Origin of the sequence: uncultured Oscillibacter sp., assembly GCF_910579365.1 — a bacterium.
GTDB lineage: Bacteria > Bacillota > Clostridia > Oscillospirales > Oscillospiraceae > Oscillibacter.
The window spans coordinates 179,927-198,014 of record NZ_CAJTUX010000001.1 but is presented as its reverse complement, the minus strand read 5'-3'; the positions used below and the strand labels follow the sequence as shown (position 1 = coordinate 198,014).

Genomic DNA, 18,088 nt, shown 5'->3' with positions numbered 1-18,088 from the left:
AGCAGCCGATGCGAAGGGGGAGCTTCTGCTCGAAGATCTCCTCGATGGTGGAGACATTGTGCTTGGTCAGGAAATCGTTGGAGATGCAGTTGATGTAGCACACCGCGGTCAGGCCGCCGATGACGGCGGAGTAGCCGCTGGTGGGAGCCTTGCCCAGGGTGCCCTCTTCCCGGGCCCACTTGGCGGGAGCGGCGTTGATGAACGCCAGATCCACGCCGCCGCCGGCGAACAGATAAGGAGCGCCCATGCCGCCGGGGTTGGTGGGCTGCACGTCTACCAGGCCGAAGCCGCCCTGGTTTTCCAGGTACTTGCTCATTTCAACAATGATGTTGTAAGAGCCGGAGCCCACAGCGTCGGAGGAGAAAACAATGGTCTCGCTGGAGAAATCGGCGGAGTCGCTGCCGCTGTCGGCAGGGGCGGAGGAGCCGGAGTCCGCGGGGGCGGAAGAACCGCTGTCGGCGGGGGCGTCGGTCTTGCCGCTGTCACCGCCGCAGGCGGCCAGGCTCAGCACCAGACTCAGGGTAAGGAGCAAAGCAAATACTTTCTTCATTTCATTTCTTCCTTTCTGATACTTGTGGATAAAGTCGTATTCTTCACCGGCATTGGGCCGGATAAAGACGGTTTACTCTTCGGCCTTTGCGTTGGCCATGCGGATGCCGTAGTCCATGGCGTTGACGAGGCTGAGCTCATTGGCGTGGCCGTCGCCCGCGTGGCCAAAGCCCGTGCCGTGGTCCACGCTGGCTCGGATGATGGGCAGGCCCAGGGTGACGTTCACGCCGGCCACGGCGTCCCAGTGGCCCTCGGCCTTGTTGTAGACAAAGCCCTTGACCTTCAGGGGGATGTGGCCCTGGTCGTGATACATGACCACCACGATGTCATACCAGCCGCCCAGCGCCTTGGAGAAGACGGTGTCCGGCGGAGTGGGCTTCTTCTCGGGGATGATGATGCCCTCCGCCATGGCGGCGTCGATGGCGGGCTGAATCTCCTCGATCTCCTCCCGGCCGAACATGCCGTTCTCACCGCAGTGGGGGTTCAGGCCCGCCACCGCGATCTTGGGCTCTTTGATGCCGATGGCCTTGCAGCCCTCGTTGGCGATGCGGATGACGTCCAGCACCCGGTCCTTCTTCACCCGGTCGCAGGCCTCCCGCAGGGAGACGTGGGTGGAGACGTGGACCACCCGGAGCTCCTCATGGGCCAGCATCATGGTGTACTTGGAAGTCTTGGTGTAGTCGGCGTAAATCTCGGTGTGGCCGCTGTAGTGGTGGTCCGCCATGTTGATGGCTTCCTTGCTCAGGGCGTTGGTGATGGTGGCGTCCACCTCGCCGGCCAGAGCCAGCTCGATGACCTTCTTCACGTACTGGAAGGCCGCCTCGCCGCCCAGGGCGGTGGCCCCCAGGCCGAAGGGCTTTGGATTCTCCGGGTCGCCGGGAATGTCCTCCGCCTTCACAATGCCCAGGTCGTACACGTCGATGACGCCGTACTCATAGCTGGCCTCGCTGACGGAGTGGATGCCCCGGATTTTCATGTCGATGCCGGAGACCTTCTTCGCCGCCTTGGCGGCGTACTCCATGGCGCTGACGTCGCCGATGACCAGGGGACGGCAGCGGTCGTAAACCGCCTTGTCCGCCAGGGCCTTGACGGTGATCTCAGGGCCGTTGCCGAAGGGATCGCCCATGGTGATCCCCAGGATAGGCTTATTCATAATAACAGCACCTCCTCAGTTTTTATAGCGCATGATACCGGCTTTGCCGGGGACAGCCGCTTAGCAAAGACCCTTTTCCCCGCTCTCTTTCAAAACGGCTTTCAGCTCCTCCACGCCCTCGTCACAGAGGTAGTTGAAGGGCTTGCGGCAGTCGCCCACGGGATAGCCCATCAGGGCCACGGCCTTCTTGATGATGGTGTTGGGGTTGCCGAACTTGAACACCCGCTGGAGGGGAACGATGGCATCCTGGGCCGCCTGGGCCTTCTCCAGGTCGCCGGCGGCGAAATAGTCGTAGATGGAGGCGATGGTCTTGGGCCACAGGTTGGCCCGTCCGGCCACGCCGCCGGCGCCGCCCGCCTTCAGGCAGGGGAGGATGTTGCCGTCGTTTCCGGCCAGAACGGCGAAGTCCTTGCCGATATCACGGGTGAGCTGAATGTAGGCTTTCAGGTTCTCCAGGTCGCCGCTGGAGTCCTTGGCTCCCAGGATAACGTCCACATCCTTCGCCAGCTTGGCCACGGTCTCCGGCAGGAGCTTGTTGCCGGTGCGGGCCGGGATGTTATAGAGCACAATGGGGATGTTCACGTGCTTGGCCACCTCGCAGTAGTGGTCATACAGCTCCTTCTGGCTGGCCAGGGCGAAGCTGGGCGTGATGATGGACAGCACGTCCGCCCCCATCTCCTCGGCCCGCTTGCTCATGTACACGGTGTCCCGGGTAGAGATGCAGCCGGTTCCGGCGTAGATGGGGATACGGCCCTTCACCTGGTCCACCGTGGCCTCCAGAATCTCCTCCTTCTCCTTCAGGCTGAGGATATAGGCCTCGCCGTTGGTGCCGAAGGGGAAGATGCCGTGAACGCCGCCGGCGATCTGCCGCTCGATCTGGTTGCGGAGCTCGGGGATGTTGATGCTCTCGTCCTCAGGATTCATGGGAGTGATGACCGGCGGAATGATGCCCTTGATCTCGAGTTGCTCCATATTCGCACTCTCCTTATTAAAATTCCTTTACAGGACTTCCTGGTAGATGTTCCGGGCGTCCTCGGCCGTAACCGGACGCATGTTGTTCACCAGCAGGCGGGTGACCTCCATGCCGGAGGCAACCAGGGCCTCCAGATCCTCCTTGGGCACGCCGAACTCTGTGAGGCTGGTGGGGATATCCAAGTGCTTCACAATGCCCTCCAGCCGCTGGATGACGGCGGCGCTCTTTTCCTCCTCTGTCTTGGCGTCTCCCTTGAGGCAGCGGTCATAGGCCTTGGCCAGCAGGGGACGGCAGGCGGGTTCGTTGAAGCGCATCACCGGAGCCAGGAGGATGGCGTTGGACACGCCGTGGGCGATGTGGTACTTGCCGCCCAGGGGATAGCTTAAAGCGTGGACGGCGGTGGTGCCGGAGGCGGTGATGGCCACGCCGGCGTAAAAGCTGGCAAGCAGCATAGTGTTTTTGGCGTCCATGGCCTCCGGGTCGTCGCAGGCCCGCTCGATGCTGTTCAGGATCATGTCCAGGGCCTGGAGGGCGAAGAGGTCGCTGAAGGGATTGGCCTTGTTGCTGGTGTAGCACTCAATGGCATGGGCCAGGGCGTCCACGCCGGTGGCGGCGGCGATCTTCCGGGGCAGCTTCTTGATCATCACCGCGTCCAAAATGACATAGTCCGCGATCATCTCCGTGTTGACGATGCCGACTTTCAGCTGCTTCTCCGGCACAGCCACGATGGCGTTGGGCGTGGCCTCGGAGCCGGTGCCTGCGGTGGTGGGAATCATCAGGGTCTTCATGCACTTCCGTGCCCGGCCCGGCTCGTCCAGCAGTTCCTTGATGCCGTACTCGTCGGTCATCAGGACGCTGGCCAGCTTGGCGGTATCCATGACGCTGCCGCCGCCCACGGCCATGATGAAGTCCGCGCCGCAGTCCTTGCACTGGTCCACCAGCTTCTGCGCCTCCATATAAGAGGGCTCCGCCGGCAGGTCGTCCAGAATCACGGTCTCCACGCCGGTCTCCCGGACCTTGGCCATGGGGAACTCCAGCAGTCCCGCGCCCTCAATGCCCTTGTCCGTGAAGACCACCAGGCGCTTCACCTCATTGGCCGCGAAAATCTCCGGAATCCGGCCCAGCGCGTCCTCGCCGCTGTAGACGGCGTGGGGCATTTTCAGTTCATACTTTGTCAACATACTCCATCCTCCTCTTGATCTCCGGCGCCCAGGGACCGCGCCAGCCTGCAAAACAGGTCTGGCTCCCCAAAGCCGCCGGATTTTGAAATGATATGATACGTCTTCCCGCGGTACACAAAGTCCGTCAACACCGCGCCGGTATCCAGCTCGCACACCGGCGACAGCTCCGCCACTCCCACGGCCCTGGTCAGGGCCAGCAGAGTATCCCCGCCGGTGCAGAGAAGCGTGGCGTCCAGTCCCCCGTCCAGCAGCCGCTGCACCAAGTGGCCCAACTGGTCCGAAATGCGGACCCGGAGCTCCTCGGTGGTAAGTCCCCGCTCTCTGGCATAGAGGACGGTGTCCTCACAGTCCGCCGGATCGTTGACGTCCAGAATGAAGCGCCGCTCTCTTTCCGCAGTCTCCAGCCAGGAGGCCACCACTCCGGCGCACTCCGGCGTCTCCCTCCAGGCGGATTCCAGCTTCTGAACCGGCGTCAGGTGAACGTGGGGGAACCCCGCCGCCTCCGCAGTCTCCATCTGCCGCAGCGTCACCGGGTTCACGCTGCCGCAGGCCACGAACAGCGCCGGAACCAGGTATGGCATCCCGGGAGGCGTCCCCTCCAGCTCCAGCAGCTCCGCCACCACCGACGCGAAGCCCGCGCACCCGGCGCAGAGGCGCAGCCCCTCCCCGCCCAGACTCCGGCCAATTCGCAGCAGGTCCTGGTCCGTCTCCGCGTCGTAAATCTGGATGCCGGGGCGGCCTGCCGCCGCCTCCTCCCCCAGTTCGTGAAGCACCGCCGGCTTTTCCGTCTGCGCTCTCAGAATTTCCGCCACCGAGGAAGCCGCCACAGGCTCGAAGGGGTCCTGGCCGAAGACGCTCTCGGCCACGGGCACGCCGTCAATGTAATGCACGCCCTTTCGGGTGATCCGCTTCATCTTCGGAAGGGCTGGCAGGAAGGTCAGGCTCTCCGCCCCGGCGGCGTCCAGCACCGCGCCCAGCTCCGCGCCGACGTTGCCCCGGAGGGCGGAATCCGTTTTTTTGTAAACATGGGTGAATCCGGCTTCCAGCGCGTCCGTTACCGCCCGGAACACTGTGTCATAGGCCGCTTCCGGCGGCAGGTGCCGGGTCTCCGCGTCCAGGACCAGCACCTGGATATCCTCTCCGGTCCGGGAGAAGTCGTAGGCCGGGTCCGTCACCACACAGGTCCTCGCCCCGCGCACCGCGAACTGGACGCCTGTATCCAGTGCGCCTGTAAAATCATCCGCTATCATCAAGAGCTTGACCATGCCGCACCCCGCATATGTCCATTTTTGAAACATATTTCTTCTTCCATCTTTTGCGCCAGCGTTTTTATCAAAAATTCCCACATCAGCTTTGTTTCTTTGGGCTTATTTTATAAAGATTTTCTGCGATGCGCAATCTTTTTTTCTTCCCAAAGCGTTTAATTTTGAAACACGCCGAAAAAGGCTTGCACTCTTTTTGTGCGTTTGGTATAATGCGTTTAAAATTTAAACAGTTTTGGAGGGCTTATGGATACGCCAATTCGCGTGCTGGGCATCGCCCCTTACGAGGGAATGAAGACTTTGATGAGCAATCTGGCGGAAGAATATCCCCAAATGGACCTGACCCTGTTTGTGGGCGACCGGGAACTGGGCCTGGAAATCGCCCGGGCCAACTTCCACGGAAATTACGATGTGGTGATCTCCAGAGGAGACACCGCTTCCATGCTGCGCCGGGACCTGTCCCTCCCGGTGGTGGAGATCGAGGTGTCCATGTACGATCTTCTCTGCTCGCTGAAGCTGGCGGGGGGGCTGGACGGCAAAACCGCCTTTATCGCCGCCCCCAGCATTGCGGAAAACGCCCGCCTTCTCTGCAAGGCCATGGATTACGCCATGGAGGTACACACCTATCACTCCCATGACATGGTGGAGCCCATTCTGCTGGAACTCCAGCAGAACCACTGTCAGGCCGTTCTCTGCGACACGCTGGCCAACACCACTGCCAAGCGCCTGGGGATGAACGTCTTTTTGGTCACCTCCTCTGTGGAGAGTATCCGGAAAGCCTTTGAGCAGGCTCTGCGCATCTGCGCCAGCCAGCAGCGCCTGCGGGAGGAGAACCTCTTTCTCCGGGAGCTGATTCAAGGGCAAATCAGTCAGACGGTGGTCTTCGACCAATCCGGAAGCCTCTTCCTCTCCACGCTGAACGACCCGGTGCCGGAACTGCTGGACCTCCTCCGGCGGGAATTGCCGGAATCCCAGAAGGACCTGGAGCGGCGGATCGTCCGCAATCTCGGCGGGATGCTCTACTCTATCCGGGCCCGGCAGATCAGCTCCGGCGGGCAGCCCTATACCGCTTTCTTCGTGGACGCCCGAAAAACCCCCCTCTCCCCCAGTCAGGTGGGCATCGAGTTCGCCACCCGGCCGGAGGCGGAAAGCGCCTTTTACGACAGCATCTTCAGCTTCGCCGGCACCATCGGCGACTTCCGGGAGGAGATTGCCCGCATCAACCAGAGCAGCGCCCCGGTGATGGTCACCGGGGAGGACGGCACCGGCAAGGAGTCCATGGTGGGGGCGCTGTATATGCGCAGCGTTTTGCGGAACAACCCCCTGGTCTCCATCAATTGCAGCCTCCTCAACGACCGGAGCTGGACCTTTCTTTTGGAGCACCACAACTCCCCCCTCTCCGACGAGGGAAACACGCTGTATTTCGCCAGCGTCGACGTACTCTCCCCGGAGCGGCGGCGGCAGCTGCTGGCCGTCCTGGCGGAGATGGACGTCTGCCGGCGGAACCGGGTGATCTTCTCCTGCGTCTGCCAGCCGGGGGAGTATATCTCCAGCGTGGGCTCCCTGTTCACCGACAAGCTGTGCTGCCTCTCCCTCTACCTGCCCCCTCTGCGGCAGATGGCGGAGCGCATTCCCACGCTGGTCAACCTCTCCCTGAGCTATCTGAACGCAGACCTGCCCCGGCAGATTCTGGGCGTGGAGCCGGAAGCCATGGCCCTGCTGCAAAACTTCCAGTGGCCCCACAACTATACACAGTTCCGCCGGGTCCTGGGGGACCTGGCCGTCACCGCGCCGGGGCAGTCCATCACCGCCGACAGCGTCCGCCAGCTTCTGCGGAAGGAGCGGCACGTGGGGGTCTTCACCTTCCGGGCGGAAAATGCCGCCGTCCCCCTGGACCTGGGCCGGACGCTGGAGGAAATCAATCAGGACGTGGCCCTCCGGGTGCTGGAGGAAACCGGAGGCAACCAGACCGCCGCGGCAAAGCGCCTGGGCATCAGCCGGACCACGCTGTGGCGGCTTTTGAAAAAATAAGGCCCGTGGGACGTCGTTTTTCAAGAATTTTGCAGGGACGGCGGCCATTGGCCGCCGTTCTGGATTGTGTGTCCGGCCGGCGGTCTCTTCACCGCCCGCTGAAACGAAGAATGCGGAACGCCTTGGGACAGAGGTCTGTCTCAAGGCGTTTCTATATCAGGACGCGCCAGGAAAAACCGGCACAACATCTAAAATAGAGGCGGGATATTTGGATAATATTATCAAAACACCATAAATAAGGGGTCCATACTTCCATCGACGCGCTGCGGCAGATCATCAGTCAGTGACCGGGGAAAGGAGCATCCACCATGAAAATTGCGTTCGACGTTGACGTCCTGGCCAAGCAGATGCCCATCAAAGACTACGTCCGCAAGGTGGCGGACTGGGGCTACAAGTACATCGAGCAGTCTCCCCATCCCCGGATTAACCCCTTTTATAAGCATCCTCTGTTCTCGAAAGAGTGCGAGGAGGAGTACCGCAAGGCCCTGAAGGAGACCGGCGTGGAAATCTCCAGCTTCATCGTGGTCTACCGCTGGTCCGGCCCCACCGAGGAGCAGCGCCAGCACGCCGCCATGGGCGAGGGCGAGGTGGACTTCGACGGCATCTTCGAGACGCTGCGGGAGATGGACTTCGCGGGCAAGCAGCTCCAGCCCGCCGCGCCGAAAGTGGGCGGAGACAACATCATCTGCGTCAGCTATTTCGGCTTCCCCGAGAAGATGGACCGGCAGGCCCCCGAGGTCCTGGAGCGCATGCAAGGCGAGCTTCTGGACCAGTAAGACCGTCTGTCTGCATGTCAATTTTCCGCAAGAGATTCCATCCTTTTCGATGGGGTCTCTTGCGGATTTTTTCCGCCGTTTTTCATCTGCCGCCCCACGCCTTCGGTCCGGCGGAGCCGAAGACCACAGGTTTCAAAGCGTCCCGGAGAAGCAAATGCGAATAAAAACACAGGAACTTCCTTTCGAAGTCCCTGTGCGGTATATACATATCAAAATTCATCCTCATCCATATCCAGGTCTGCGTCTTCGTCATGCTCCTGATAGACAGGACCGTCCTCTCCGCCCAACAGCTCCGTGGCCCGTATGCGGCGCCGGTCTTTGGCTGCTTCCACATTCTGGTGAATCAGCTCCTTCACCATGCGGGGGTCCTTTACATTCTTCAGGTCCAGATGCGGAATGCTTTTGTCCGAGGACACGACGCATACCGTTCCCACGCCAAAAATACGCTGCCCCAGATTCATGGTCAGCCGCAGGTCCCGGACCCGGTAAAGCAGCACCTCGTCCGATTTCACGTTGAGAAAGCCCGTCTCGCAGAACAGGCGGTCCTCGCTGAGACGGTACCGGGTAAACGAAAGGGGCATGCCCCAAAAACGCTTACGGTCCTTCCACAAATATTCAATGGCTTCCATCATTCAGCCCCCCTTATTGCATGTCAGTATATCATGTCCCCGGGCAATGCGCAAGTATCTGCTCTTGGGATGTATTGTGTAAAGGGTGGTTTCACCACCGAATACATTAACATGGCTGGTGGTGGTATGGCCTGCCGCCACCGTGCGCTCTCCAGGAGTATTACATATCCGCCATTGACCGAGCCATTACCTTTGTCCAAACCGGGACGGTGGACTACCACACCGCCGTCCGCTCCACCGTCAAGGACATGGCGAAAAGCGGCCTCCGGCGGGTGACGTTCGATTCCGGATACTCCCGCCGCCTGGACAGCCAAGCCCGAATGAATATCCTGGAGGGCGTGCGGCGGCTGAATGGGGAGATGATGGAGGAGACCGGGCGTCGCTTCGGGGCCGACGGCGTGGAAATCTCCGCTCATGCCTTGTGCGCCCCAGACCACATTGACATCCAAGGGCGACAGTACCGCAAGGCGGAGTGGGACCGCATCAACAGCGGCCTCAAACGGCCTATCGGGACCTTAAACTGCCACCACTACGCAACGCCGATTATCTACGGCGTCTCCCGTCCGGTGTACAGCAAAAAGGAGCTGTCGGAGATCAACCGCCGGAGCAGTGAGACGGTAAAGTGGAAGGACATTGAAATGACCCGGTACGAGGCCAGCCAAAAGCAGCGTCAGCTGGAAACGGCCATCCGGTATGCCAAGGATGAGCGGGACGCCATGACGGCGGCAGGGGACAAGCTGGGGGCCGCCCAGGCCCGGAAAAAGTCCGCCGCCCTTGGGCGGGAATACAAAGCCTTCTGCGAGAAAACCGGCCTGACACCCAGGCTGGAAAGGACACGGTCCATGACGGGGCCGACGGTGGTAAAGGTATGATAATAGATGAAAAGACCATCAAAGCCGCCGAAGCTGTCCTTTCCAAGGGCGAACGCGTGGAGCTGATACCCGTCAAGGACGGCGTGAAGGTTGTGCGGGTGCGGCGGGAGGAGGTGAAGAAGAATGTTTGACGGGAATCTTTGCAATGCTGGACTTTTCCCGGCAGAACTCGTAGAGCGCTTTATCCAATCGCCGATGTTCAGTTTTCCGTGCTATACCTGCGAGCACAAAGGGGAAGAAACTCCGCGCTGCAAAAACCATAATCAATGCGGGCTATGGCTCGACTGGGCAAAGAAAACAGGGCTGACAAAGTAAATACTTTTCCGCCGTCTAAGCGTTGACGGCGAAGAACCGAGCGTGGTTATTCATCCGGAAATGGGTGAGTGACCACGCTTTTTCTTTTGGTAAAACCCACTCAGGTGGTTTTATACAACTTTTCCTCCCGGCGCGGAGGTTTAAAGAGCGCCCGCCCCCGCGCTGTGGTGCAGCGGCTTTACAAATCAAAACCATCTCGGGGCAGAAAGGAACCTCATGGACTTCAAAAGCATTTTTAACGGCGAATCCCTGACTCTGGAGCAGTTCAACGAGAAGACCAAGGGCATGAAGCTGGCGGACCTCTCCGGCGGCGAGTACGTGGCTAAGGGCAAGGCCAAAGACCTGGCCGACGAGGTGGAGCGGCTGAAAGCTGCCCTCTCCGACCGCGACAACACCATCAAGAAGCTGGAGGAGGCCAGCGGCAACGCTGAGGCCATCCGTAAGGAGCTGGAGCGCTACAAGCAGGAAGAGGCCGACCGCAAGAAGGCCGAAAAGGAGGCCGAAACCGACCGCATCCTTACCGAGGCGGCGGAGCAGGCCCTGGACGGCAAGGAATTCGTCAACGAGTTCACCCGGAATCATTTTGTCGCGGAGCTGAAGAAGGCCATCGCCGACCCCGCCAACAAGGGCAAGGGCAACTACTGGGCGGGACTCTCCGTGCAGTTTGTCGCTATGGCCCCGCAAAGAAGGTGACGTTGTGGCGGAGCAAAATAAAATTGTTTACAGCAACCGGACCTTCAACACCGCCAACATCGACTCAGCTTCCCTTCACCTGGCCTCCGGCCTGATGGGGAACCGCCTGGAGGCCGGCACCTTCACGGCGGTGGCGGCGGAGGGGGAACCCTTGCGGCCGCTATGAATGGAGGGCGTATCACGGTTTACGGCGGAGCCGCCGGCGCGGGAGGCGCGGGCAGCCAGGGCGGCAACGGGGCCGCGGGCTGTATCATCTTGTACTACGGCGTCAAGACGGTTGTGGAATGAGAAAGGGACATGCCTATGATTACATTGAAAAACTGGAGGCTGGAGATTCCACCCTGTGAACGGTCCCAGGGCTACAAGGGGGAAAACCTGTCCTCCCGGCTGGAAATCGAGACGGACACCGGGCTAGAGTGGCTTTACTATCTCTCCCGGGGAAGTGACGGTGAATATCCGGGCGGAAGCCGGGGTTGTCAAGAAGTCCGATATGGGGTTTCTGTTCGTCTCCGACTCCGTTGTGAGCGGAGAAGCGCCGCCGGAGCCCGTCCCGTCCCCGGGCGGCGTAACGGACCACCGGCAGCTGACGCACCGGGACGCGGAGGGGCAGCACCCGGTGGAGGCCATTGAGGGGCTGAAGGAGGCGCTGAGCCGCATTCCAAGTCCCATGACCGCGGATGAACTGCGAAAAATTTTAATGAGTGAGGGGTGACCTGGCGGGGATTCGAACCGCGGACCCGCTGCTGCATATGCCTAACTGTCCGTTTGTCCTTTTTTCCGGTTCAAAAAAATTGGTAAAGCGAAAGGAATTTGAGGATTATATTGGACAGAAAGTCATAATATGACCTATTAAAAAGAGCGGTAAAATAACGCTTGAGATAGAGGGCGGTATCTGCTATACTCATGGTGTAGTAGAGTGCTCTCTTTCTTTGTGAGAAAGGAGCCGGTTTATGGGAAAGAACTTGAAAGGCAAAGAATGTGATAAAGGAATTTGCCGGAGAAAGGATGGGTTATACTTAGCACGATTTGTTGACAAAGCAGGGAAAAGGCATGATAAATGTTTCCGAAAGCGTCCAGAAGCCGTAAACTGGCTGAGGAAGCACGGGTTCTCGGCAGGCAGGGAGGACAGAGCGCGGAGCAGAACGAAGAAAACTTTGCGTCGCCTGATATGACGGTAGACGCATGGTTTGAATTTTGGATTGAGAACATTGTAGGTGATTTGGCCCTTAATACTCGCCGAAACTACCGTGAAAGGTATGTAAACAATGTTCAGCCGGTAATTGGAAAAATGCTTCTGCGGGATGTGCGACCCATGCACTGTACGAAAATTCTGATTGGAATGGATGCCGATTACGCGGGCTCAACTATCCGACAAACCTGTATCGCAATGGGTACGATGTTTCGTTCTGCTGAGATGAATGGTATGATCCCTAAACATCCTATGGACGGGGTTAGATACGCCAAGCCGGTACGCGTTCCCGGCGATATCAAGTATCTCACGGTCGAAGAACAGGAAACGTTTTTGGAAGTGGTAAAAGGGTCACACAATTATTACCAGTATGCACTTATTTAAGAGACCGGTCTGTGTACTGGTGAGATGATTGGTTTGACTTGGGACTGCATCGGCTGGGAAAAAGGACACGCACAGTAAACAAGACTTTGGAGTTCCGGCACAAGCGGACAGAGCGGAGAGCAGGGCCGCCCAACACAGTTACCAGCTACCGCACAATCCCACTCACGATCAGAGCATATAACATCCTCTTAGCGGTTCACGCATCCAAGGAATTTCGGAAACAATCTCCTCTGCTGAATCAGACACTGGCTTATGTTGACCGGCGCGCTGGACAAAATAGTGCGTTGGTTATGACAAATTTGGTCTTTATCAATTTTCAGACAGGGGAGCCCAGCAAAAATAGCAGCTATGACACCCATCTTTACAAAATTTGCGATGAGAGCGGAATGCAGCCGAAGGTACTTCAGAAGCTACTGGGTCACGCCAGTATCCAGACCACCATGGATAAATATGTGCATGTGACAGATAGCTCACTGACCGCCGGTGTACGGCAATTTGAGGCCAGCAGAATGTAACTGCACATAAGTCAATGGCAAAATGGTGAAGAAATGGTACAGTAATGGTGAAGCTCTAAAGGAGCAAAACCTGAAAACCATTGCCTTTATAGTGATAAGGAACTAAATTCACTTATCACTGTTAGCTGACGGTTTCGGGGTGCATACAAAAGCCCGCCTGAGTCCTTACATGGATTCAGACGGGCTTTATTTCATAGACTGTTACCAATGAATACTCTACAGATAGGGCTCTTAAAGTTTCTCTGTCCACGCTTGAAAGAATTTTTCAATTCCTACTGTAGCTCCGGCCAACCCGACATAGGAAGTCGGCATATTATACTGACTACAGTATTGCTGCACAATGCTCCGCATCTGGGACAGCGCAGAAGAAAAACTATAAGAGAGGCCGCTCTTGCTACTACCACCCAGCTTTGAAAATGTATCAGCAATATCTAACCCTACTTTTACTGCATCTTGGCTGCTGGATGTCTTAGCCGCGCCAATGACAGACTGTGACCACACTTGACCCCGTTGCACCTGTGCTATGCCCCGTTCGTACAGACGGTCAATAGCAGTGGAGAACATTGTACCTGCTTCTCCCTTATCTCCGGCATAATAGCTACTAAGGGATTTGGCAATTCCCATTTTGGCAAAAGCCTCTGTGGTTTGACCATTCAAGGACCCTGCGCTGACATTTTTGAAAGACTCCGATAGTTCTCGGCCTATTTGCTGCATTTCCTTCAGTTTGGAAATCGTAACATCTGAGCCGCCAATAGTGAGTGTCGTTTTCACTTTACTTAAATCCGGGTTTTCCCCATTTTTAATCTGCTGGGATAGCTCCTGGACAACATTTGTGATTTGATCCATCAAAGCACTTTGCGTTTCGTCGATGTATCCAGTTTTATAGTAGTCCTCACCTGTGAAAAAGCTCAATGTATCGCGCACAAAGGACAGATCATTGATATTCCGATGCTGGAATACCTCATTATCCCCTAATGTAGCGTATTCCTTTGCTGCGTCCGTCAGAAAGTCAAAGCTCTGATATAAAAACGCATGGGTAGCGCCGCCCGCTTTTGCACTTTTTCTCGCATCGTCAGCAGTGGTCATGTTGGGGTCGATTGTAGTGATGATCCAGCCTGTAGGTTTGTTCTGAACAACTGTTTTTCCAGTCAGCGACGAGTCACTAACGGCATCATCGGCACCGTCATAGTTGAGACAGATGCTTGGATCAAACAAGTCAAACTTTCCAGCATGATAATCACGATTGACCATATCTGTAACTGCTTGTACTTTGGCTGCGTCCAAAGATGCTTTGTGGCCCACTTCACTTGTCTGGCCTACGGTGTGTTGAACCGCAGGGTTGCACCCAGCATATTGTCCAGATAATGAAACGATAGCCATATCGCATTCCCTCCATTTATCAATTCCGATCCATCCATGCTTGGAAGAATTTTGAGATATTGTCCGTAGCGCCAGCCAGCCCAACATGAGAAGTCAGCAGATTATACTGATTGCAATACTGCTGCACCAGCGTTCTTGCTTGAGACAGCGCAGACGAAAAACTCTGTGCAAAGTTGCTCTTGCTGCTGGTATCCAGCTTGGAAAACAGGTCAGCAATATTTAGTTCTGTTTTCACTGCATCCTTATTGCCGGATGTATTAGCGGCATAGGTTATAGTCTGCCCCCATGCCTCAGCCTTTTCCACTTGAGCCATGCCTTTTTCGTACAGGCGGTCAACAGCAGAGGAAAACAATTTGCCGATTTCCCCCTTATTGCTGCCATAGTAGTTACCCAGGGATTTTGCAATTCCCATTTCTGCAAACGCCTCAATATTATGGCCGGTCAGGGAGCCGGAGGTCATCCCGCTAAAGGACTCTGACAACTCCCGCCCTGTTTTCTGCATCTCCAGAAGCTGAGAAATAGAAACCTCACTGCCGCCCACACTCAGAGTGGTTTTTACCTTGCTCAAATCCGGCGATCCGCCGTCCTTGATCTGCTGGGCCAGTTCCCGAACCACCGCCGTCATCTGATCCTGCATACGGTTCACATCCGCCTGGGTGTAATTCCCATCGGTGAAGAAGTCCAGTGTGTCCCGAACAAAATTCACATCGTCGATGTTGCGATGGCGGAACACCTCGTTTTCACCAAGGGCGGTGTACTCCTGAGCGGCGCTGAACAGGAAATCCGTCTTGCGGTAGAAGAAACCGTGGGTAGCTCCGCCGGACGATGCAGACTTGTTCGCGTCCTCCGCAGTGAAAACACCGGGCTGGATCGTTTCAATAATAAGCCCCATGCCCTTGTTTTCTACGACCTTTTTGCCATCATAGGAATCGACCCGCTTGCTGCTGAAACGGCCAGAGAGGTCAATCACGCTACCTTGGTCCTCAAGCCAGATTTTGTTGCCCTTTTCTGCCGTCGTGTTGCCGTGGACTTTAGCGCCCGGTTCACCTGTGGCTATGGACGTACTACTGTCAACTTGCTTAACAAAGGGACCGTTAAACAGATTCGGATGGAGTTGGCCCGAAGGCAAAATAGTTGGCATAGACATAATGAAATCCTCCTAATTTAGAAACTAAAGCTATGAGTAACTTACTTGCTGTTGAATCGATAGAAAACGTAGTTTCCAGCACTTTGTTTGAGCGGAATTTACTCTGCATCGTTGCTAACGCTCTGTTTGTTTCATCACTGAAACATCGCTCTGGGGATGTGTCCGCTGAAAGCGATTGAGGGCGGCATCGCTGATTTCCACCGTATCAGTGCTATCTTGGGTGGAACATGCCTGTTTGCTGCGCTCTCCCAAAGTCGTACCCTCTGTGGCATATAGTAATTCAGAAACCCTCTGCTGTGCGGCAAAATAGGCATCCGTCAGTTTATGCCGCTCTTGCAAATAGCTTTCAAAATCATATGGAGTCAGACCGTACTCCTCACAGTAGGAGGATACGCGATCACGCCATTGTTTAGCCCCTGTTTCCATACGGTCAATCATGCTGGTAGTTTGGGATACAAAATTTTCCTCGGTATATTCAGTTTGATCCTGATACTCATATGCGGCATATCCGCCCTGGTCGGTGTTCTTCAAATAATCCGCATATTGCCTTTGCGAGTTCGTATATCGGTTTGCCTGCTCCACAAGGGCGGAGATGTCATGGTTTACCGCTGCAAGCTCGTTCTCCAGCGAGGACACACGCAGGGATAGCCTGTTGTGTTGGGTAATATCCAATGTGGTTTCAGCTGCGGCGTAAGCCTCATAATCAGCTCTGGCGGCAGACAGTTCATCTGTAAGTTCATCACGGCGGCTACTCAAGGTCTGAAAATTCTCTAACTGCTTTTGTTGTACGTCCAGTTCACCCTCATAGGAGGTCTGTCGAGAGCGCAGGGCGCGGTAGCCGCTCAATGCGTTTTCAATTTTCTCGTTTCGATGTTCATCCAACTTGGCCTTTGCATCAAGAAGGGCCTGTTTCGCGGCCTCCAGCGGAGACTGTCCCTCCGCTTTGTCGTTCAGCATGGAAACAAGCCGATCCATAGGAGCGGTCTGCTGTACCTGCTTTTGCTGGATGTTATAAAAATTAGGGAAGTTTGCCACATTCATAATATCATATACCAACCTTTCTCTTTATACCTTTACATCAGAACTATTCTATCTCAAAGGTATTATATTTGCATATCCACACCCTGCCGGTAGCCGTCAAGAATGCTGGTATCAAAGGGCTTTCCCCAATCCCAACTTGGGTCTTGCTGATGGACAAACTCGCCCAGCCGAACGGCCTCGCTATGGAATATCTCATTCAGCGTCCATGATGCACTGAGCCGTTTTTCTGGGGACAGGGACATGGTATAGTCCCGGATGACCTTGCTGGTGTCCTCGCCATCGCTGACCCCGTAGCCGTTTTTCATGTGGTCGAAAGCGATTTGCTTGACCTGCTGCACCACGCCCTCATCCACGGGGACAATCTTGCGGTAGTCGCCGGCATCGTTCAAGCTCATGCCAGGTGTGCCGTAGGGATTGACATGAGGCTTGCCCTGCCGCTTCTGGGCCAGCACACCGATGCGCTGCTGCTGATGGTTCTGTACTATCTGTGTGATTGTCATAGAAGTTCCCCCTTCGCTTTTACGGAAATGTAGAAAGGCGCATTATACCTGCGGTAAACCGCAGGCACAACACGCCCGGCAAAGCAATATTTTCAACGGCAGGACAACACAAAAGGACAGACTTACCCTACTGTCTGTCTGTCTGTCTGTCTGTCTGTCGTAAGTATATTGCGGTAAGTCATAGCTTGTCAAGCCCTTTCTGCAACTCTTATTATCTATGTCGGCATATTGTTGTCAAAAATTAAGAGGATGACTGTAAATGCTTCAACCATCTTAATTTTAGCAGAAATTTGTCCACTACGCAAGAGATAAAAAACATATATGCTTGGATACTTCAAAACGTCAACAGCAGCTTTTGAGGCAGATGGTCTACATCACAAGCCCTAACGTACACTATTACTCTTTCTGCGAACACATGGCTATTCATCGTATCCCACTCAGCCAGTCGGATGATCTCCGCTGTGCCGCTTACAAAGTCAAACCGAATTTCTCCCCACTCGCCGTCGCAGTCTGCCTGATACTCATAGACTGCGGCGGCGATTTTCTTTTTTATCTGCTTCACCGATTTCCGTTTGAGCCGGACGGCGTGGAGCGCACCGGCCTCCACCAGCAGGGCAGTCAGTTTCTCCACCGCCTTGCGGTAGGCCCTTTCTGCACCGCTGACGGTACTGCCCTCAAACATCACCGCCAATTCCTCAAAGGACTTGCGCTCGGATATTGGACTGACCCGGCCACAGGTCATGCAGATGGCATTGCGTTCCTCCAAAAGCCGCTGCTCCCGATAGGTCAGCTTTTCAAAGGCGGCTTGAACCGCTGCCGCCTGAGTACCATTCCAGAGGATCGCCGTATAGTCCCAGGAATCGTCCCTGGTCACATCCTCGCCAGTTTCCTCTCCGTCCTCGTCCTGGGCTGTGACATAAAGTGAAACCTGGCTACGGTTGAGCCGGGCCACGGTCAAATACTGCTCCGCCGTTTCATCCGAACAGCCCTCTTTTTTGGCATACTCGCTTACCACCTCGCCCATAGATTTGCCTGTTTCATTGTAGAGCCACGCAATACCCCTCACCCGCTTGTACTCGTCCAGAGAGGAAAAGGAACCGCTTTCCTCTATCACCCGGCATTGGATTAGAGCGTTTCCAATGGCGTGATGAGCATATGTAAGGAACTCCGCGCCCTTGTACGGGTCGTAACTTTCCAGACATTCCAGCATGGCGAGAACACAGTTTTGTTTATAGTCCAGAAACCGCTCCGGGTCATACCTGTTCAGCCCCTCCCGCAAGAGAAAGTTTGTAACCCGCCTATTCAGACGAGGTTCAATGTGGTGCAGGAAGAAAGCGAAAAAGCGGAGATCATGCCACGTTTGCGCGGCAACGATATACTCGTTGACTGTATACAGTTCCGGCGGCGGGGGCGTAAGCTGGTACACATGGGTGACTTCAAACATGGTGAGGCCGTGGGCATTTCCTTGAAACGGATATTTTGCAAATCGCTCTTTCAC

General features: G+C 56.1%; 21 protein-coding genes and 1 pseudogene. 11 read left to right on the top strand and 11 right to left on the bottom strand.

The annotated features are described in order from the left end of the window. The 5 genes and pseudogenes from QZ329_RS00885 to QZ329_RS00865 form a co-directional block, all read right to left on the bottom strand. Positions 1-550 (bottom strand): annotated as a pseudogene (locus QZ329_RS00885) (hypothetical protein); the annotation flags it as partial. A 72-nt stretch (positions 551-622) separates the two neighbouring features. Then, complete coding sequence (gene pdxA / locus QZ329_RS00880) at positions 623-1,702, bottom strand: 4-hydroxythreonine-4-phosphate dehydrogenase PdxA (protein WP_295747342.1); 1,080 nt, start codon at positions 1,700-1,702, stop codon at positions 623-625. 60 nt (positions 1,703-1,762) lie between these two features. Then, positions 1,763-2,674: a 4-hydroxy-tetrahydrodipicolinate synthase gene (gene dapA, locus QZ329_RS00875; RefSeq protein WP_295747340.1), complete on the bottom strand. Its 912-nt coding sequence runs from the start codon at positions 2,672-2,674 to the stop codon at positions 1,763-1,765. Between the two features lie 27 nt (positions 2,675-2,701). Next, complete coding sequence (locus QZ329_RS00870) at positions 2,702-3,856, bottom strand: iron-containing alcohol dehydrogenase (protein ID WP_295747338.1); 1,155 nt, start codon at positions 3,854-3,856, stop codon at positions 2,702-2,704. Continuing rightward, a complete protein-coding gene (locus tag QZ329_RS00865) occupies positions 3,850-5,154 on the bottom strand; it encodes a four-carbon acid sugar kinase family protein (protein ID WP_295747337.1) in 1,305 nt (434 codons plus the stop codon). The genes QZ329_RS00870 and QZ329_RS00865 overlap by 7 nt, the downstream gene beginning before the upstream one ends. Before the next feature lie 210 nt (positions 5,155-5,364). On the opposite strand from QZ329_RS00865, the gene QZ329_RS00860 reads away from it, so the two are divergent. Next, positions 5,365-7,149, top strand: coding sequence for a sigma-54-dependent transcriptional regulator (locus QZ329_RS00860; RefSeq protein ID WP_295747335.1), 1,785 nt, complete (start codon positions 5,365-5,367; stop codon positions 7,147-7,149). A gap of 308 nt (positions 7,150-7,457) precedes the next feature. After that, a complete protein-coding gene (locus QZ329_RS00855) occupies positions 7,458-7,925 on the top strand; it encodes a hypothetical protein (RefSeq protein WP_295747333.1) in 468 nt (155 codons plus the stop codon). A 209-nt stretch (positions 7,926-8,134) separates the two neighbouring features. On the opposite strand, the gene QZ329_RS00850 is transcribed toward QZ329_RS00855, so the two are convergent. Then, entirely contained in the window at positions 8,135-8,554 is a 420-nt protein-coding gene (locus tag QZ329_RS00850; protein WP_295747331.1) for a PH domain-containing protein, read from the bottom strand. A 131-nt stretch (positions 8,555-8,685) separates the two neighbouring features. Between QZ329_RS00850 and QZ329_RS00845 the strand changes: the two genes are divergently transcribed. The 9 genes from QZ329_RS00845 (at position 8,686) to QZ329_RS00805 (ending at position 12,007) form a co-directional block, all read left to right on the top strand. Beyond that, entirely contained in the window at positions 8,686-9,426 is a 741-nt protein-coding gene (locus QZ329_RS00845) for a phage minor capsid protein (RefSeq protein WP_295747349.1), read from the top strand. Further along, on the top strand, positions 9,423-9,557 hold the full coding sequence (locus QZ329_RS00840) for a hypothetical protein (RefSeq protein WP_295747329.1): 135 nt from the start codon (positions 9,423-9,425) through the stop codon (positions 9,555-9,557). Before QZ329_RS00845 ends, QZ329_RS00840 begins: the two co-directional genes overlap by 4 nt. Further along, positions 9,550-9,741, top strand: coding sequence for a hypothetical protein (locus tag QZ329_RS00835; protein WP_295747327.1), 192 nt, complete (start codon positions 9,550-9,552; stop codon positions 9,739-9,741). Before QZ329_RS00840 ends, QZ329_RS00835 begins: the two co-directional genes overlap by 8 nt. Before the next feature lie 216 nt (positions 9,742-9,957). Further along, complete coding sequence (locus tag QZ329_RS00830; protein ID WP_295747325.1) at positions 9,958-10,434, top strand: phage scaffolding protein; 477 nt, start codon at positions 9,958-9,960, stop codon at positions 10,432-10,434. A 4-nt stretch (positions 10,435-10,438) separates the two neighbouring features. Continuing rightward, positions 10,439-10,600, top strand: coding sequence for a hypothetical protein (locus tag QZ329_RS00825; protein ID WP_295747323.1), 162 nt, complete (start codon positions 10,439-10,441; stop codon positions 10,598-10,600). Further along, positions 10,597-10,722 (top strand): hypothetical protein, encoded by a 126-nt coding sequence (locus QZ329_RS00820; RefSeq protein ID WP_295747321.1) that lies wholly within the window; start codon positions 10,597-10,599, stop codon positions 10,720-10,722. The genes QZ329_RS00825 and QZ329_RS00820 overlap by 4 nt, the downstream gene beginning before the upstream one ends. A 160-nt stretch (positions 10,723-10,882) precedes the next feature. Further along, the gene (locus tag QZ329_RS00815) at positions 10,883-11,146 is read left to right on the top strand and encodes a hypothetical protein (RefSeq protein ID WP_295747319.1); all 264 of its coding nucleotides are present in this window, start codon (positions 10,883-10,885) and stop codon (positions 11,144-11,146) included. After that, entirely contained in the window at positions 11,136-11,279 is a 144-nt protein-coding gene (locus QZ329_RS00810) for an excisionase (protein ID WP_295747317.1), read from the top strand. The genes QZ329_RS00815 and QZ329_RS00810 overlap by 11 nt, the downstream gene beginning before the upstream one ends. Positions 11,280-11,491: 212 nt before the next feature. Further along, positions 11,492-12,007 (top strand): hypothetical protein, encoded by a 516-nt coding sequence (locus tag QZ329_RS00805; protein ID WP_295747315.1) that lies wholly within the window; start codon positions 11,492-11,494, stop codon positions 12,005-12,007. A gap of 746 nt (positions 12,008-12,753) precedes the next feature. Here QZ329_RS00805 and QZ329_RS00800 read toward each other — a convergent pair. From QZ329_RS00800 to QZ329_RS00780, 5 genes are all read right to left on the bottom strand, one after another. After that, positions 12,754-13,902 (bottom strand): hypothetical protein, encoded by a 1,149-nt coding sequence (locus QZ329_RS00800; RefSeq protein WP_295747313.1) that lies wholly within the window; start codon positions 13,900-13,902, stop codon positions 12,754-12,756. Between the two features lie 19 nt (positions 13,903-13,921). After that, complete coding sequence (locus QZ329_RS00795; RefSeq protein ID WP_295747311.1) at positions 13,922-15,049, bottom strand: hypothetical protein; 1,128 nt, start codon at positions 15,047-15,049, stop codon at positions 13,922-13,924. A 114-nt stretch (positions 15,050-15,163) separates the two neighbouring features. Further along, a complete protein-coding gene (locus QZ329_RS00790; RefSeq protein ID WP_295747309.1) occupies positions 15,164-16,105 on the bottom strand; it encodes a hypothetical protein in 942 nt (313 codons plus the stop codon). Positions 16,106-16,152: 47 nt separating this feature from the next. Then, entirely contained in the window at positions 16,153-16,590 is a 438-nt protein-coding gene (locus QZ329_RS00785; protein WP_295747307.1) for a DUF3879 family protein, read from the bottom strand. Positions 16,591-16,924: 334 nt separating this feature from the next. After that, complete coding sequence (locus tag QZ329_RS00780) at positions 16,925-18,088, bottom strand: hypothetical protein (RefSeq protein ID WP_295747305.1); 1,164 nt, start codon at positions 18,086-18,088, stop codon at positions 16,925-16,927.

What these genes read in the sequence shown, in the direction of transcription:
- QZ329_RS00840 (WP_295747329.1), top strand. Translation starts at nt 9,423, where the DNA reads ATGATAATAGATGAAAAGACCATCAAAGCCGCCGAAGCTGTCCTTTCC.
- QZ329_RS00850 (WP_295747331.1), bottom strand. Translation starts at nt 8,554, where the DNA reads ATGGAAGCCATTGAATATTTGTGGAAGGACCGTAAGCGTTTTTGGGGC.
- QZ329_RS00785 (WP_295747307.1), bottom strand. Translation starts at nt 16,590, where the DNA reads ATGACAATCACACAGATAGTACAGAACCATCAGCAGCAGCGCATCGGT.
- QZ329_RS00830 (WP_295747325.1), top strand. Translation starts at nt 9,958, where the DNA reads ATGGACTTCAAAAGCATTTTTAACGGCGAATCCCTGACTCTGGAGCAG.
- QZ329_RS00855 (WP_295747333.1), top strand. Translation starts at nt 7,458, where the DNA reads ATGAAAATTGCGTTCGACGTTGACGTCCTGGCCAAGCAGATGCCCATC.
- QZ329_RS00870 (WP_295747338.1), bottom strand. Translation starts at nt 3,856, where the DNA reads ATGTTGACAAAGTATGAACTGAAAATGCCCCACGCCGTCTACAGCGGC.
- QZ329_RS00820 (WP_295747321.1), top strand. Translation starts at nt 10,597, where the DNA reads ATGAATGGAGGGCGTATCACGGTTTACGGCGGAGCCGCCGGCGCGGGA.
- QZ329_RS00865 (WP_295747337.1), bottom strand. Translation starts at nt 5,154, where the DNA reads ATGTTTCAAAAATGGACATATGCGGGGTGCGGCATGGTCAAGCTCTTG.
- QZ329_RS00800 (WP_295747313.1), bottom strand. Translation starts at nt 13,902, where the DNA reads ATGGCTATCGTTTCATTATCTGGACAATATGCTGGGTGCAACCCTGCG.
- QZ329_RS00795 (WP_295747311.1), bottom strand. Translation starts at nt 15,049, where the DNA reads ATGTCTATGCCAACTATTTTGCCTTCGGGCCAACTCCATCCGAATCTG.
- pdxA (WP_295747342.1), bottom strand. Translation starts at nt 1,702, where the DNA reads ATGAATAAGCCTATCCTGGGGATCACCATGGGCGATCCCTTCGGCAAC.
- QZ329_RS00860 (WP_295747335.1), top strand. Translation starts at nt 5,365, where the DNA reads ATGGATACGCCAATTCGCGTGCTGGGCATCGCCCCTTACGAGGGAATG.
- QZ329_RS00835 (WP_295747327.1), top strand. Translation starts at nt 9,550, where the DNA reads ATGTTTGACGGGAATCTTTGCAATGCTGGACTTTTCCCGGCAGAACTC.
- QZ329_RS00805 (WP_295747315.1), top strand. Translation starts at nt 11,492, where the DNA reads ATGTTTCCGAAAGCGTCCAGAAGCCGTAAACTGGCTGAGGAAGCACGG.
- dapA (WP_295747340.1), bottom strand. Translation starts at nt 2,674, where the DNA reads ATGGAGCAACTCGAGATCAAGGGCATCATTCCGCCGGTCATCACTCCC.